Origin of the sequence: Phormidesmis priestleyi BC1401, from assembly GCF_001650195.1 — a bacterium.
In the GTDB taxonomy this organism is placed as follows: Bacteria; Cyanobacteriota; Cyanobacteriia; order Leptolyngbyales; family Leptolyngbyaceae; genus Phormidesmis_A; species Phormidesmis_A priestleyi_B.
In genome coordinates this window covers 12,594-28,202 of sequence record NZ_LXYR01000013.1, presented here as the reverse complement: position 1 = coordinate 28,202, position 15,609 = coordinate 12,594, and the positions used below count along the sequence as shown (strand labels likewise).

The window sequence follows — 15,609 nt, the reverse complement described above, 5'->3', positions numbered from 1 at the left end:
CCCCGTATAACTAATTCTGCTTGGAACCCTCTAAATCATTTCAGAAGCGGTCTCAACCTGCGCTTGCGCTTGCGGCTGGAACTGGAACAGCGAGTACACAACGTCTCGACGGATGTTGATCATCATTTCCAAGAACAGTTCATAGCCTTCGCTCTTATATTCGATCAGCGGATCTTTCTGTCCATAGCCCCGCAGACCAACCGACTCACGCAGCGCATCCATTTGCTGAAGGTGTTCCCTCCAAAGCGTATCAATGCGGTTGAGAATGAAGAAGCGTTCGGCTTGACGCATTAAGCCAGGTTGGAGTTGGTCGACCTCGGCTTCCTTCAAGTCGTAAGCAATTCGTGCCTGTTCATGCAGGAAGGTTTTGATTTCTCCGATCGTCATGTCTTCTAACTGATTTGGCTCCAGGTCAGCCAGCAGATAGACAAACTCTTTGACCTTGCCCACTAGCTTGTCGAGTTCCCACTCTTCGGGCGGCAGATCAACGTTGATGTAAGCCGCCACAATGTCATCCATTGTTTGCTCGGCATATTTGACGACCTGCTCTTTGAGGTCTTGCCCCTCTAGCACTCGACGACGCTCGGCGTAAATGGCACGACGCTGATTATTCATCACTTCGTCATACTCAAACACCTGCTTGCGAATGTCGTAGTAATAGGTCTCAACTTTCTTTTGAGCACCTTCGAGCGATCGGGTCAACATCCCGGACTCGATCGGCATATCTTCTTCAACCCGAAAGGCATTCATTAAGCCTGCGACTCGATCGCCGCCAAAAATCCGCAGCAGGTTATCTTGCAGACTGAGGAAGAATTTTGTCGAACCGGGGTCGCCTTGTCGCCCTGCCCGTCCGCGCAGTTGGTTGTCGATGCGGCGTGACTCGTGACGCTCGGTGCCGATGACGTGTAAGCCTCCGAAGCCAACGACTTCTTCATGTTCGCGCTCGGTAAACTCATCGTATTCTTGACGAATCAGCCGATAGACTTCTCGCAGTTGTTGAATCACCGGATCGCTGGTTGGCGCTTTTTCTGCCGCCGTTGCGATCTTGTCTTCTGCTTCCAATTCGGGCAGGCTGCGTTCGCCATATTGCCTGACGGCGGTAGTAACGGCATCTTTGAGCAGTTGCTCAGTTTCACGAGACAAATTGGTGGGATAGATGTCAGATTTGACCTTCCAAGTCTTGATCTTTTGACCCGCGCCAAAGCCCTGTCCGCCGCCGCGCGCATCGCCAAAGCCTCTGCCGCCGAACTGATCTTCATCTTCGGGCTGGACGATTTTGGGCATAAAATATTCACGAATCTTCAGCCGCGCCATATAGTCGGAGTTGCCGCCGAGAATAATGTCAGTGCCGCGCCCTGCCATGTTGGTGGCGATCGTGACTTTGCCCTTCCGTCCGGCTTGGGCGATAATCTCAGACTCTCGCTCGACGTTTTCTGGTTTTGCGTTCAGCAAGTTGTGAGGAACGCCCTGATCTGCCAGCAAGCCTGAGAGCAGTTCTGACTTCTCAACGCTCGTGGTGCCGACTAAAACCGGACGACCATCGCGGTGCATCTCAGCACACTCTTCGGCGATCGCGTTCCACTTAGCGTCTTCGGCTTTATACACTACGTCCGATACGTCTCTCCGCTTGGTCGTGCGGTTCGTTGGGATAATCGTGACTTCGAGCTTGTAAATTTTCTCAAACTCAGCTTCTTCAGTCTTGGCGGTGCCCGTCATTCCGGCAAGTTTGGGATAGAGCAGGAAGAAGTTTTGGTAGGTAATCGTCGCCAGTGTTTGCGTCTCGTTTTGGATCTCGACGTGTTCTTTAGCCTCGATCGCCTGGTGCAAGCCATCACTCCAGCGACGACCCGGCATCACCCGACCCGTAAACTCATCGACAATCACCACTTCGTCGTTGCGAACGATGTAGTTTACGTCTTTGATAAACAGTTCTTTGCCTTTAATCGCGTTGAAAACATAGTGCGCCCACGGGTCTTCTGGGTTAAACAGATCCTTGACTTCTAGAAGGTTCTCGGCTTCGATGAAGCCCTCATCAGTCAGCAGAATATTGCGCTGTTTTTCATCTACCTCGTAGTGTTCATCGGGTTTGAGTGCACTGGCGATCGTCGAGGCTTGCAAATATTTCTCAGTCGGTCGCTCAACCTGCCCCGAAATAATTAACGGAGTTCGGGCTTCATCAATCAGCACCGAGTCTACTTCGTCAATCACACAGTAGTTAAATGGACGCTGCACGACCTCTTCCATTGAGGTTGCCATATTGTCGCGCAGGTAGTCGAACCCTAGCTCACTGTTCGTCGCGTAGGTGATGTCACAGGCGTAGTTCTTCTGACGTTCAGCAGGACTCATGTTTTGCTGAATCAGCCCGACGCTTAAGCCCAAAAAGCGGTGAACTTGACCCATCCATTCGGCATCGCGTCGCGCGAGATAATCATTAACCGTGACGACGTGAACGCCCTTCCCTGAGAGCGCATTCAGGTAGGCAGGCAGCGTCGAAACGAGGGTTTTGCCCTCTCCCGTTTTCATCTCGGCGATTTGACCATTGTTGAGCACCATGCCACCCAAAAGCTGCACATCAAAGTGACGCATTCCTAGCACGCGGCGACTCGCTTCTCGCACGACCGCAAACGCTTCGGGCAGCAAATCATCTAGAATTTGCTTCTGCTCGTTGTCGTTTTTTGCCTTGGCAAGCCGTTGCCTAAATTCTGTGGTTTTTGCGGTCAACGCCTCGTCTGAGAGTGCCTGGATTTCATCTTCTAAGAGTTTGATCTCAGTGATGTAGGGTTGATATTTTTTGAGCTTTCGTGCGTTGGGGTCGCCCAGCAGAGTTTTAAGCATGTCAGGAGGGATAAGACGTTTTTGAAACTTTTGGGATTTTTAGCCGTTTGAGTGAGCATCAAGCCACTGCAAAGCCAGCAAATTTAGCGTATGTCAATCCTATCACTCTGAGAGAACGGGTGAAGGGTGAGGAGTAAAGGGGAAACCCGTACTTTCGATCGTACAAACAATCTACAGCCTCTGCCTCAGTTTGAAACGCCTCCCATCTCCTTTTTTAAGGAGAATTCTCCCATTCAGCCGTCAGACTGCGGAAGTTAAATTGACTCGCCCCAGGGTGACAGGTGACACAACTCGAAAGATTTAACTTACGGGGTAACTCTACTTTGGGGTGCAGCACTTTGAAATATTGAGACTCAGACACGCGGTAAGGGATTTTTTCATCTGCTGCGACCTGGCGAGAGAAGGTTTGCAGATAGTTCCACACTAGGTAACGCGGAGGGTCAATGAGGGGCGTGATCTCAACGCCATAATGCTGTGAGTCTTGGAGCAAATTAAGCCAAGTTTGAGACGGCAAAACCGCTGGAGGCACCCCAATATGGCAGGTTGCACAGTTTTCTAGATAAAGCTCTTGTCCAAGCTTATAGCGATCGGGCACCACATCCACGGTGCCCACCACGGCTGAGGGTTTCGGAGCTTCGATCGCCTGTGCTAACCCCAATCCTAAACATAGGCTCCAGCCCAACAGCAGCAAGACCAGCACGATCGGAGAACGTCGGCGCTTGCGGAGTTTAGAGGCGTTGATTTTGCTACGACGAGGGAATTGGAGCATCGGTTTCAACCATTTGGACATAAACGCTACAGACTTCGTTGCCATCTAGACTCACTATTTCATCTGGATGTTTCTCTGTTCAGGAAAAGAGGCGCGTCAGTATTTTGCTGGACGACCAACCTCAATCAGAATAATTGAAATCGCCAGTGCTCAGAGTATAAGGTTAGGAATGGATTGTCATCAGATTCAGCTTTGCGATCGCCCACAGCAGATCGAGCTTTCGCAGCTTCAAGACTTGTTTCAACGGGCAGCATTTTGGGCAACTGATCGCAGATCGGAGGAGTTAGCGCTCGCAATTCGTCACAGCAATCCGGTAATCTCGGCGTGGGACGGCGATCGATTAGTCGGGTTTGCGAGAGCGACTTCTGACGGCATCTATCGAGCCACGATTTGGGATGTGGTGATTCACCCCGACTATCAAGGGGCAGGGTTGGGACGCAAATTAGTCGAGACGGTGCTGAGTCACCCTCACATGAGTCGAGTCGAGCGAGTCTATTTAATGACGACTCATCAACAGTCATTCTACGAAAAGATTGGATTTGAAGTCAATTCTACTACGACGATGGTGTTGTTGAATTAACCGATCGAGCCGTTGGGGGTGGGGCGCTCGATCGAAGTTGAATAGATTTTCTGTGCCAACTATTTGATTTTTGAATGTGATGGATGGTGGGTCATGGCACGCTCGTCTGGAGGAGAGACGTTCCACCGAAACGTCTCTACGGCATCGTGGGTTAAAATTTTTGCCCAAAACCAAATTGGACGCGGCTATCACCCTGATCGTTTAATCCAAAATCGGCGCGGATGATTCCTAGGGGTGATTTGAGCCGCACACCTGCACCGATGCCAAACCCTGATCCGGGTCTGCCGCGCTCGATCCCAGGTTGCCCTAAGACTGATGCACTCGATCCTAAATCGGAGGCAAAATCGGCAAACACCGCCCCTCCAATGATGCTGTAGATCGGAAACCGATATTCTGCTGATGCTAAGACATAGCTTCGAGAAATGCCCACATCGCCAGCATCGTAGCCTCGAACCGAGTTCGGTCCGCCCAGTGAATAGGCGTTGTAGGGAGGCAAATCTCCGATCGTGGTGCCGCCCTGCAAATTAAGAGCAAGCGTTTCTGGCTCGTTCTTGGTTTGCAGCGTGTTCAGAATATTGACGGGCACATATTGCGTGTAGTTTGCCTGAATGCGATTGGCGAGAATGCTGCCACTGCCGATCGGCAAAAATTGCTCGGTGCTCAAACTCAAGAAAGAGCCGCTGGTGGGGTCGATCACGTTATCTCGCTTGTCGCGAATCGCGTTGAAGTTGAGCGATACCAGATCATCAATGCCCGTGCCGCTAAACGAGAGCGGATTGCCGTTGCGATCGCGCCTCACCACATTGCCACTCGCATCGCGGAGGCTGACTCGGTTATAGTTCAACCCTAGCGACCCGTTCCAGTCTTGATCAATTGGGCGGTTGACCGAAACGCCTCCGCCAAATCGCCCTTCTCGAACTCGATCGTCGTTCGCCAATTTCACGTTGTCGTCAAACACGCGAGACAGCCCTCTTCGCCGGAAGGCATCGACGCTATAGCCGAGTTTGTCCGGCTCGTTAACGCGATAGGGGCTGACAAATCGCCCGTCAAATTGAGCGTCTTTCGTGCCGATCAAGACATTGGTGCTGAGTTGTTGTCCAATTCCTGCGATGTTGCGGTCTTGATAGTTGAGTCCGCCATACAGCCCCAAGTCTGTGTTGTAGCCGCCCGTTGCGTTGATAGCACGAGTGCGGGCTTCGGCGAGGTTGTAGACCACGATCGTGCGTTTTGCATCGCCTTCTAAACCGACACGAGCATTCGTGAATAACCCGGTTTGAACCAATCTTTGCAGGTCTTGTCGCGCCAGATCTTCTTGAAACACCTGTCCTGGCTTGATTTGCACCTGCTGTTTGATAAAACTCTCTTGAGTTCTGCCGCGAATCGGGTTGCCTTTGTCATCCACCAGTTTGCCCTGATCATCGGTAAAGCGAATCTGCACATCACCGATCACTCCTTCAGCCACCTCGATCGTCAACACTCCGTCTCGACTGGGTTGCAAGGCGATAACTCTTGCCAGGTTGTAATTATTTTGGGCATACCACTGATTGATTTGTCGCACACCTTGATTGAGAGCCGAAGGACTGGCGATCGTGCCAATCTGCGATCGGAAGATGTCGTTGACCACCGTAAGAGGCAATGCTTGAGCGTTAACTAATCGCACGGATCGCACCACGATCGGCTGCACTTGAAAGGTGACGCTCAACCCATTCGGATTTTCGCGACTGGCGACGCTGGCAGTGCTGAATAACCCCGTTTCTAAAATCGCCGCGACATCTTCTTGAAGCTGACTTTTACTCGTGCCTCCCCCCAATTGCGTGCGAATGGCGCGACGGATAATCTGCTGAAGTTCGGGGTCTGCTGCGCCGACGATTTGCACGTCGGTTGCCGTCACTACCAAATCCGACGAGAGCGGTGACGGATTGGCGATCAGTTTAGGAGTCGAAACCGCAGGTGGAGTCACCGTCGGCGGAGTCAGATTCTTTTGAGGAATCACCCAGACAGGTTGATTGATTGAGGCGGGTAGGGTTGGCTTAACCGAAGCTGTCGGCGCGATCGCAGTCGGCTGTGCAGATTCTACGGTCGGTGCAGCAGGCTGATAGTCTTGATAATAGCGAGACGTGTCTTCGATCGTCACCGTTGGCTTTGAAGAGGATGAAAATTGCTGAGAGACAATTGTTTCAGGAGGAGCGACCGTTTGAATGGGTGTAGGCTCGATCGCGTCAGTCGCCACCACCACATCGGCAGCTTTCTCAATAGAGGGAGCTTCTGGAATAGCCGCATTCGCGTTTTGGGAGACATCCCAAGTAGAAAGAGCGGCGAGAGTGCAGACTGTGACGGTCGAGAGGCGCATAAGGGTGAAGAGTCGAAGTGAGATATTTATAGTCTGAAATGGATGATTTGGACGTGAATTTAAGGATTAAACGCAGGACTCTGCTCTAAAAATTAATCAAATTACTTAAAAGAGTTTGTCTCAAAAAAATTAGTCAGAGCAGAATCAAACAATAGATCTCTTGATACCAGCAAGTCGCCCGTTGCAACCAATCCCATCACAACCCCAAAACCCTGTAGAGGCTTTTCGGTGGAACGTCTCCCCGCCATCGGGTAAACCAACCATCTATCGCATTCATTCATAAATTTGGTCTAAATTCGTAATTTCATGAACAGCACGAACAAGACATCTGTAGTAATCCATGAAGAGTGATCCCCAATCGGAGTTCCCCCAAGCCCCGATCGCCGCTTCCAATTCTTTCTCAATCACCCCCATGAACCCATCTCTCAAACCGCTAGGAGTTGCCCCCAACGCTTGGGCAGTCGATGCAGCAACCGCCGATATTACCCGTCCGCCGTTAGAACCAAAGCCGATCGTCGTTGCCACCGACACCAAAACGCTGCGCCTCGACTTGGCAAAAACCGCGATTCTGATTATCGATATGCAGAATGATTTTTGTCATCCCGACGGCTGGCTGGCGCACATTGGAGTCGATGTTATTCCGGCACGAGAGCCGATCGCGCCGCTCCAAAAATTCCTGCCCGCGCTGCGAAGTCAGCAAGTGCCGATTATTTGGGTGAACTGGGGCAACCGTCCTGATTTGCTGAACATTAGCGCGGCTTCTAGACACGTCTACAATCCAACCGGGGCAGGGATTGGGTTAGGCGACCCGTTGCCCAAAAATCAGGCTCCGGTGCTGACGGCAGGAAGTTGGGCAGCGGCGATCGTCGATGAGCTAGAGCAGACCTCCAAAGATATTCACATCGATAAGTACCGCATGAGTGGCTTTTGGGACACGCCGCTTGACAGCATTCTCCGCAATTTGGGCAAAACGACGCTCTTTTTTGCCGGAGTCAATGCCGATCAGTGCGTGATGGCAACTCTTCAAGACGCGAACTTTCTAGGCTATGACTGTCTCTTGATCAAAGACTGCACCGCGACGACTTCACCCGAATTTTGTTGGCAAGCCACTTTGTATAACGTGAAACAATGCTTTGGATTTGTGACCAAATCTCAGGCGATTTTGACGGCGATCGAGCCGTTCTAATTCTCAAGATTCGTGCAGTTTGTATCAGACGTGGCGGATAAGTTGGCTATAAGAGGGTGAAATCGGACTATTTGCCGCTTCTGGAGGATCTCATGCTTGATGACAGTTGTGTAATCGCCGTAGTCAAGTCTCCGCGAGACTATCAGGCTTATCGCATTAGCCCTCACGACTCAAACCGATTGGCGATCGTCTTCGACCCAGCGATCGCGAATTTCTCAATGACGTTTTGCGTCGAGATTTTTGACATCGGGGGCAAAACGCCGCCCAATCGTCACCAAATGGCGATCGAGATGTTTTTCGTGCTCAAAGGGCAGGGCATCGCGATTTGCGATGGCAAAGAAGAGCCGATTCAGGCAGGTGACAGTCTGCTCGTGCCGCCGACGGGCATTCATGAAGTCAGAAACACTGGCTCTGAGCGTCTTTATGCCCTCTGTTTTATGGTGCCAAACGAAGACTTTGCCGAACTGATTCGCAGTGGCGTTCCGGTTGAGCTAGACGACGAAGATATGGCGGTCTTGCAGCGCACTCCCATTCCTAAGTTGTCTCATGTTTGAGGTGTTGCCAAAACAAGCTCACTCGATGCACACTCGCGACGGGGCGCGGCTCGATGCGGACGTTTATTATCCCAAAGCAGACGGCACGTTTCCGGTGCTGCTGATGCGGCAACCTTATGGACGCGCGATCGCCTCTACGATCGTTTATGCCCATCCGATTTGGTATGCGGCTCACGGCTACATTGTCGTTATCCAGGATGTGCGCGGTCGGGGCACCTCTGAAGGAGAATTTCGGCTGTTTGAGAATGAGATTGAAGACGGTTATGACACGGTGAATTGGGCGGCGACGCTTCCGGGCAGCAGTGGCGTGGTTGGGATGTATGGGTTTTCGTATCAAGGAATGACTCAACTCTATGCAGCGGTGAAGCGTCCTGCTGCGCTCAAGGCACTGTGCCCTGCTATGTTGGGCTATGACCTCTATCACGAGTGGGCGTATGAAGGCGGCGCGTTTTGTCTCCAAGCAAATTTGGGATGGGCGATTCAGATCGCGGCAGAAACGGCACGACTCAAGGGCGACGAAGCGGCATTTCTGACACTCTCGAATGCGGCACGAAATTTGCCTCTGCACGATGCCATTCCCGCCCGTCCCAAAATCATGAGCGAGTGGGCAGCCGATTCGTTCTATCACGACTGGCTCGATCGTCCCGCCTCTGATCCTTATTGGCAACGGCTATCTCCTAAAACGTATCTCCAAGAGTTTGATCTGCCGATGCTGCACATTGGCGGCTGGTTTGACACATTTATGCGCGGCACCTTGAATTTATATCAAGCGATGAGTCAAAGCCAACATCGCCAACATCTGCTAGTCGGGGCGTGGGCGCATTTGCCGTGGGGGCGAAAAGTCGGTGCTGTTGACTATGGTTCAGAAGCCGCAAGTGTGTGCGATCGCGCTCAGATTCGCTGGTTTGACCAGTTTCTCAAAGGCATTGACACCGGATTGCTGGATGAACCTCCCGTCAAATTATTTGAACTGGGAAGTAATGAATGGCGATCGTTCGACGAATTTCCCAATCTCCCCAGAACGCCCTATTTTCTTAGCAGCAATGGACTCGCCAGCATCCGCGATTCTGATGGGATGCTCACACCCGATCGGGGTTCTTCCTCTGTAGATGTCTTAGTTCATGATCCTTGGCGACCTGTCCCCGCGTTGGGAGGTCACGCTTCTGCGCCGTCTGGCTCGTTCGATCGTGCCTCTCTCGATTGCCGCAGTGATGTTCTCACCTACACGTCTAAACCGTTATCTGAGGCGCTGCATTTGCTTGGAAATGTCATCGTAGAGCTTGACTGCACGGCTGATACACCCAGTTTTGATCTGTCGGCAGTGCTGTCCGAAGTTCGCCCTAATGGAGGAGTTTATAACTTCACTCAAGGCTATCTACGAGTCGATTCTAGTGATCCGCCCTTGAGAATCGTTCTTCAACCGATTTGCATTCAAATTCAAGAAGGAAGTGCGATTCGATTGAGTGTCAGTGGAGCCTGTTTTCCTGCCTATCCCGTCAATCTGGGAACCGAAATGCCAGGAGAAGGACGGGCGATCGAGGCTCAAATCATCACCGTGACCTTACAAACAGGCAGTTCTCAGATTTTATTACCCGTCTTAACCTAGAGCCTCGCAGGAGAAATCTCGACTACGATTGGCAGAACTCACGGATGCTGACACACTGTAAAAAAGTTGTGACTCGATCGCCATGAAGCAACTGACTGTCAAAATCGCCCAACTGCCCGACGATTGGGAACCCATTCGCACGATTCGGGCTGCGGTGTTTCAGCAAGAACAGGGAATCGATGAAACCTTAGAATTTGATGGAAAAGATGAAGAAGCGGTGCAATTTTTAGCTTATTTGAACGATCGCCCGGTGGGAACGGCTCGGATTCGCTTTGTTAATCAATCGATGGCAAAGATAGAACGCCTTGCCGTTTTAGCGGATGCTCGAAAACAGGGAGTGGGGCAGCAAATTATGAATGCCGCGATCGAGTTCTTAAGTAAAAAAGATATTCCAGAAATCCGTATTCATGCACAGGAGGCTGTAAAAGAGTTTTATCAAGCACTGGGATTTGAGGTCGAGGGCGATCGCTTTCAAGAAGCGGGCATTCCTCACCTGAAAATGAGTAAACGATTAGGGTTAACCAGTGGGCGCAACGAAACCAGATTGGATTAAAGGATTGCCGATTTTGGGGCTGATCTGGCTCACTGGAGCCGTGATCGATCGAGTCTGGTTTGCGATCGATCAATCCGTTCCCGGCTGGGACCAAGCCGACTATCTTACCGGAGCGCTGAACTACTGGCGAGTCTTGCAGTCTCCTGAGTGGTTTTCTCAAGACTGGTGGGCAACGTTTTGGACGCTATCCTCCAAAATTCCGCCGTTGGTCTACATCTCGACGACCCCGTTTCTGGCAATTTTTGGCGCTGGAGTCGAGCAGTCTACGATCGTCAATCTGTTTTATGGAGCGATCTTGCTTGGCTCAGTTTATGGATTAGGCGCACGTCTATTTGATGTCCAAGTCGGTTTATGGGCAACCGTCCTTTGTCTGCTGTTTCCAGAACTCTATAAAATTCGCTTAGACTTTTTGATCGACTATCCGTTAGTCGCCATGATCACGTTAAGCGTTTTTACTCTGACGATGTGGGCAATCAGCGATCGAGCCTCAATCCTATCCGATCAGCGTTCTGTCAAATCCGAAAATGATTCCGACTTTCGTTCATTCACGCCTCCTTGGATTCGTTCCTGGCTGTGGTCAGTCGCATTCGGAGTCTCGTTTGGCTTATCATTATTAACTAAGCAAACCACACTATTATTTTTAACCGTACCGATTATTTGGTTATTCGTCACCTTTCTTTGGCAGAAAGCGTGGATAAAGCTGATTCAACTGCTGTTAAGTTTAGCGACCGCGCTCTCAATCTGCCTCCCGTGGTATCGCATTAACTGGCTATTGATCTTAACGTCAGGTAAACGCGCCACGATCGACTCTGCGATCGCTGAAGGAGATCCGCCACTCACCACGATCGATGCCTGGATTTTTTACCTCAAACTGCTGCCCTCTCTCGTGTCTTATCCATTGCTGCTACTAGGATTAGTCGGGCTAGTGCTGTATTGGAAACGCTCGGTGATTCGAGGAGAATGGTTTGTCTCAAGCGGTCGGCTACGGCAAAAAATAGACTATGGTGGATTGCGAAGAAAAGGCTATCGGCAAGCCACCTATCGCAACTGGTGGCGATCGTTGAGGTGGTTAGCGATATTTTTGATAGGCGGTTATCTACTAAGTTCGCTCAATGTCAACAAAGACGATCGTTACATAACGCCGTTGTTGCCTGTGTTTGCGGTGCTGTTAGCGCAGGGATTAGTGCTATTTCCCGATCGGCTGCGTGGGTTTCGCTGGGGTGCCGTTGGGCTATCAACGCTGCTGATGGTCTTGAGCTTAATGCCGATCGAGTGGGTTCCAAAAGCGTTGTCAAGCCACGATTCTCATCGAGCAATGCTAGCAGAAGACTGGCATCACGCAGACGTAATTAGTGAAGTGATTCGCACCGATCCTTATCTCATCACCACGCTGGGAGTGCTGCCGTCTCTTTCTAGCTTTAATCAACATAATCTCAACTACTTTGGAGCGCTGCGAAACTTTCAGGTTTATGGGCGGCAAGTCGGCACAACATTAAAGCAAGTCGAACAAGATGCTCGATCGCTCTCCTGGTTTGTGACCAAAAGCGGCGATCAGGGTTCAATTCGTCAAGCGGCGGCTCAAACAGCGTTAATGCGAACGATCGTCCAAGATCCAGATCTTCAGCTCAAGAAAACCTGGACACTCCCCGACCAAGGCACCCTTGACCTCTATCGTCGTCAGGTTCCCACCGTGCAAGTTCAATCACTGGGAGCACACGGTCAGCCCGTTCGCTTGGAGCAGGTGCGAGTTCCCAATAAAGCAGCACCGGGAAAACCGTTGCCTGTCACTTATCGCTGGTCTGGCTCTTGGCAGCAGTTGCGATCGGGCGTGGTGCTTCTCACTTGGAGCCGAGCCGATAGCGGAGCCGAAAATCGCTGGCTGCACGACCACGCGATCGCGTTAGGAATGCTGCAACCCGGCGCAGCAGAAGACACGGCTCAGTTTCAAATTGTTGAACGACTTGCCATGTTGCCCCCCGCCAATGCCACAGGAATCTATACTCTAGCGGCAACCTATCTCAATCAGCAAACAGGCGAGACTTACAGAATTCCGCTGCCAGAGGTGCGGTTAAAAATTGATGCCCAGGCGATCGCGATTCCAAATGCGTCCATTGATCGGGTTACGAGGCTGCGATCGCTCTCTGCCATGATGCCCAGAGGAATCAGTTCTTTAAGTAACATCTTTGAGCAAATCAGCCGCATCAATCAATATGATCCGACTCAAAACTATGTCATTCAGGCGCGTCAAGCGTCAGATTATCGACTTCAGCAAGAGCCGAATAACCTTGCGTTTGCTTATAATCTGGCATTAGCCGACGTGTTGAGCCGCAAAGTCAATCGAGCGATCGCTGCATTCCAACGAGTCACTCAACTCGACTCAAAAAATCCTCATGCCTACGCCTATCTTGCCTTTGTAAATCTTTACGACTTCCGCCCTAAGGCGGCTCAAACTGCTCTGCAATCTGCATTAGCACTCAACCCCAATCTGCCAGAACTACACGCTCTTAATGGAGTTGCCGCTCTTATGCAGGGCAATGTGGTGCAAGCTTGGCAGGAAGTAAAGGCATTTGAACGACTCAATGGAATGCTGAGTTCTGGATAATCTCCATTGACGCTTGGTGCGATCGACTTTCTTCGCGAGATGATATTGAAATGTTGACCAAAGTCTGTAAAATACTCTGAGAGGTTCCGCCCAAACCACTCCAGAAATTATAGAAATTTCGATTCGACCTGGCAGCAGTTCAGCGCGTCTTCTTGACGGTTGTGGTAGTAAACGCCCAAAGCGATCTGCCACTGCGATCGACCTGAATTGCGCTGGCAGGGTTTTTTAGATTGACTTTGAGGTTGACCATGAGCTATCGCGCTTTAATCGTCACACTTTTGGCACTATGCATGAGTGTGTTAACCGCTTGCAGTGAGGCTCCCGCCAGCAGCACTGAAGCCATGACCTACGACCAAGTTAGAGGAACTGGTTTAGCCAACAGTTGCCCCCAAATTGAAGAAACGTCTCGTGGCATTATCCCCATTGAGAACGGTAAATCCTATTCCATCAATAGCCTTTGCTTGCAGCCGACTGCCTTCTTTGTGAAGGGAGAATCAAGCAACAAACGCAAAGAAGCCGAGTTTGTGCCCACTAAGCTCATGACTCGCTACACGTCTTCGATCGACGCGGTCTCAGGCTCTCTGACTGCAAATGCAGACGGCAGCTTGACCTTTAAAGAAGAAGACGGACTTGACTTTCAAGCAACCACCGTTCAGCTACCGGGTGGCGAACGGATTCCCTTTCTATTCACTATTAAAGGACTTGTTGCCAACAGCCAGCCTGGTCAAAGCAGTATCAGCACCTCGACAGATTTAATCGGGGAGTTCCGCGTTCCGTCCTACCGGACTGCTAACTTCTTAGATCCGAAAGGTCGCGGTCTGACTACGGGTTATGACAACGCAGTAGCATTGCCAGGTCAGGCAGACAGTGAAAAACTGCGAAAGGAAAACGTCAAGCAATTTCAGTTGGCTAAAGGCAAAATTGCTCTTAGCGTTGCCAAAATTGACAGCACAACGGGTGAAGTTGCAGGTACCTTTGAGAGCTTACAGCCCTCAGATACAGATATGGGGTCTCGTGAGCCGAGTGAAGTCAAAATTCGCGGGCTTTTCTATGCACGGGTTGCACCAAACACATAATTCCTTGATCAGACTCTGTAAAGCTTCTATGAAGCCCCTGAGTTTTATCTGACTTAACAAAATGACTAATTTAAGGGGCTAATGCCCCTTTTTTATTGAAAACAGGTCTTTTCTGAAGCATTTTTAATAGTTAAAAAAATCACTACGTGTCCGAGAAAAGAAAATTTTTGTTTAGGGATATCGGGATTAATATCGAAGCAAAAAAACTGCTAGAACTAGATTCAGTGGAAATGCCGTGGTAAGTAATTAGATGTAGAGAATAGGTTTAATCCAGCACTTCAAAAGATGCGTATTAGGAAATGAGTGATCAATCTCCGTCCGCTAGATAGAGAACTTGAAGGTTTATTACTACATTCAGTGAGATCTTTTCAACGATTCCAAATTCCTGTAGCCTTCTGAAAGTGGCGTTAACAATGACAGTAGTTTCTGAAAAACCCTCAGAACTGAGTCTGACGTATTTATTGACCCGCTCTACCCACTGAACTTCGTCATGTCAACTCTCATCGCCCATGAACTGAGGAGTGAAAGCTTACAACTCTTGCGGGACTACCAGAAGTCTCCGTCTTCACAGACCCGCAATCAGCTTGTCGAGCTAAATTTTGGACTGGTTAGAAAGGAGGCTCATCATTGGATTCACCAATGCACAGAAAATTATGAAGACTTGCTGCAAGTTGGCTGCATTGGGTTGATTCGGGCGATCGAGCGATTTGATATGTCTAAAGGTCACGCCTTTAGCTCGTTCGCGGTTCCCTATATTCGAGGCGAAATTCAGCATTATTTGCGTGATAAAAGCCCCTCAATGCGCATTCCTCGACGGTGGCAAGCGCTGCAACGTCAATCGGTTTGGGTGATTCGCGACTTGCAAGCGACGGCTCAGCGCAATCCTACCGATGCAGAGGTGGCAGCCGTTTTAGAAATCTCTCAAAGCGAGTGGCAAGAAATTAAAGTGGCGTGTCAAAACCGTGCGCTTCTGAGTTTAGATGCGCCAATTCGAGATGAAGATAACGGCAGCGCGACGATCGGAGACTTGGTGCCCGATCACCAATACCGGAGTTTCCAGCTTGCTCAAGAAGATCAAATTCGTTTACAGCAGGCGCTAGTTCAATTAGAAACGAGAACTCGACAAGTTCTAGAATTTGTCTTTTTGCACGATTTGACTCAGAAAGAAACAGCAGAACGTATGGGCATCAGTGCGGTTACAGTCTCCCGACGAGTAAAGAAAGGCTTAGAATCTCTGCAAATGTTGATGGTTGGAAGCGAAGACTAAAGATAGATTTTGTTAGCAGCCTCTCCCATTCTCTCGAGTGATCGGCTCTTTTGTCTAAAACAAAGTATGTCGATCACCGAAAGTTTAGGGCATACTGAACATATTCAAAGGTTCTCTTGTTCAAAGTCGAATGAAGAAGCCTTCGAGAGCGCAAATTATCTCTAAGAAGCGATCGACTTAATTCTCTTCAGCTTGAAGAGCTAGAAACATTTTGGTATGGAGTTTTGGAGG

General features: G+C 50.2%; 11 protein-coding genes. 8 read left to right on the top strand and 3 right to left on the bottom strand.

Annotated features, from left to right (window positions below):
• Positions 1–30 precede the first annotated feature (30 nt).
• Positions 31–2,835: a preprotein translocase subunit SecA gene (gene secA, locus A8707_RS09345; RefSeq protein WP_068816547.1), complete on the bottom strand. Its 2,805-nt coding sequence runs from the start codon at positions 2,833–2,835 to the stop codon at positions 31–33.
• A gap of 214 nt (positions 2,836–3,049) precedes the next feature.
• On the bottom strand, positions 3,050–3,604 hold the full coding sequence (locus A8707_RS09340) for a diheme cytochrome C (RefSeq protein ID WP_068816617.1): 555 nt from the start codon (positions 3,602–3,604) through the stop codon (positions 3,050–3,052).
• Positions 3,605–3,773: 169 nt separating this feature from the next.
• Here A8707_RS09340 and A8707_RS09335 point away from each other — a divergent pair, with 169 nt between their 5' ends.
• Positions 3,774–4,184, top strand: coding sequence for a GNAT family N-acetyltransferase (locus A8707_RS09335; protein WP_068816546.1), 411 nt, complete (start codon positions 3,774–3,776; stop codon positions 4,182–4,184).
• Between the two features lie 151 nt (positions 4,185–4,335).
• On the opposite strand, the gene A8707_RS09330 is transcribed toward A8707_RS09335, so the two are convergent.
• Positions 4,336–6,534 (bottom strand): BamA/TamA family outer membrane protein, encoded by a 2,199-nt coding sequence (locus tag A8707_RS09330; RefSeq protein ID WP_068816545.1) that lies wholly within the window; start codon positions 6,532–6,534, stop codon positions 4,336–4,338.
• Positions 6,535–6,874: 340 nt separating this feature from the next.
• On the opposite strand from A8707_RS09330, the gene A8707_RS09320 reads away from it, so the two are divergent.
• From A8707_RS09320 to A8707_RS09290, 7 genes are all read left to right on the top strand, one after another.
• The gene (locus A8707_RS09320; RefSeq protein WP_231947995.1) at positions 6,875–7,720 is read left to right on the top strand and encodes a cysteine hydrolase family protein; all 846 of its coding nucleotides are present in this window, start codon (positions 6,875–6,877) and stop codon (positions 7,718–7,720) included.
• 92 nt (positions 7,721–7,812) lie between these two features.
• Positions 7,813–8,274: a cupin domain-containing protein gene (locus A8707_RS09315; RefSeq protein ID WP_068816542.1), complete on the top strand. Its 462-nt coding sequence runs from the start codon at positions 7,813–7,815 to the stop codon at positions 8,272–8,274.
• The gene (locus A8707_RS09310) at positions 8,267–9,880 is read left to right on the top strand and encodes a CocE/NonD family hydrolase (RefSeq protein WP_068816541.1); all 1,614 of its coding nucleotides are present in this window, start codon (positions 8,267–8,269) and stop codon (positions 9,878–9,880) included. The genes A8707_RS09315 and A8707_RS09310 overlap by 8 nt, the downstream gene beginning before the upstream one ends.
• 82 nt (positions 9,881–9,962) lie before the next feature.
• Positions 9,963–10,433 (top strand): GNAT family N-acetyltransferase, encoded by a 471-nt coding sequence (locus A8707_RS09305; RefSeq protein WP_068816540.1) that lies wholly within the window; start codon positions 9,963–9,965, stop codon positions 10,431–10,433.
• On the top strand, positions 10,405–13,035 hold the full coding sequence (locus tag A8707_RS09300) for a phospholipid carrier-dependent glycosyltransferase (RefSeq protein WP_068816539.1): 2,631 nt from the start codon (positions 10,405–10,407) through the stop codon (positions 13,033–13,035). Before A8707_RS09305 ends, A8707_RS09300 begins: the two co-directional genes overlap by 29 nt.
• 248 nt (positions 13,036–13,283) lie before the next feature.
• On the top strand, positions 13,284–14,111 hold the full coding sequence (gene psbO / locus A8707_RS09295; RefSeq protein ID WP_068816538.1) for a photosystem II manganese-stabilizing polypeptide: 828 nt from the start codon (positions 13,284–13,286) through the stop codon (positions 14,109–14,111).
• Between the two features lie 490 nt (positions 14,112–14,601).
• On the top strand, positions 14,602–15,378 hold the full coding sequence (locus A8707_RS09290) for an RNA polymerase sigma factor SigF (RefSeq protein ID WP_068816537.1): 777 nt from the start codon (positions 14,602–14,604) through the stop codon (positions 15,376–15,378).
• Positions 15,379–15,609: the final 231 nt, after the last annotated feature.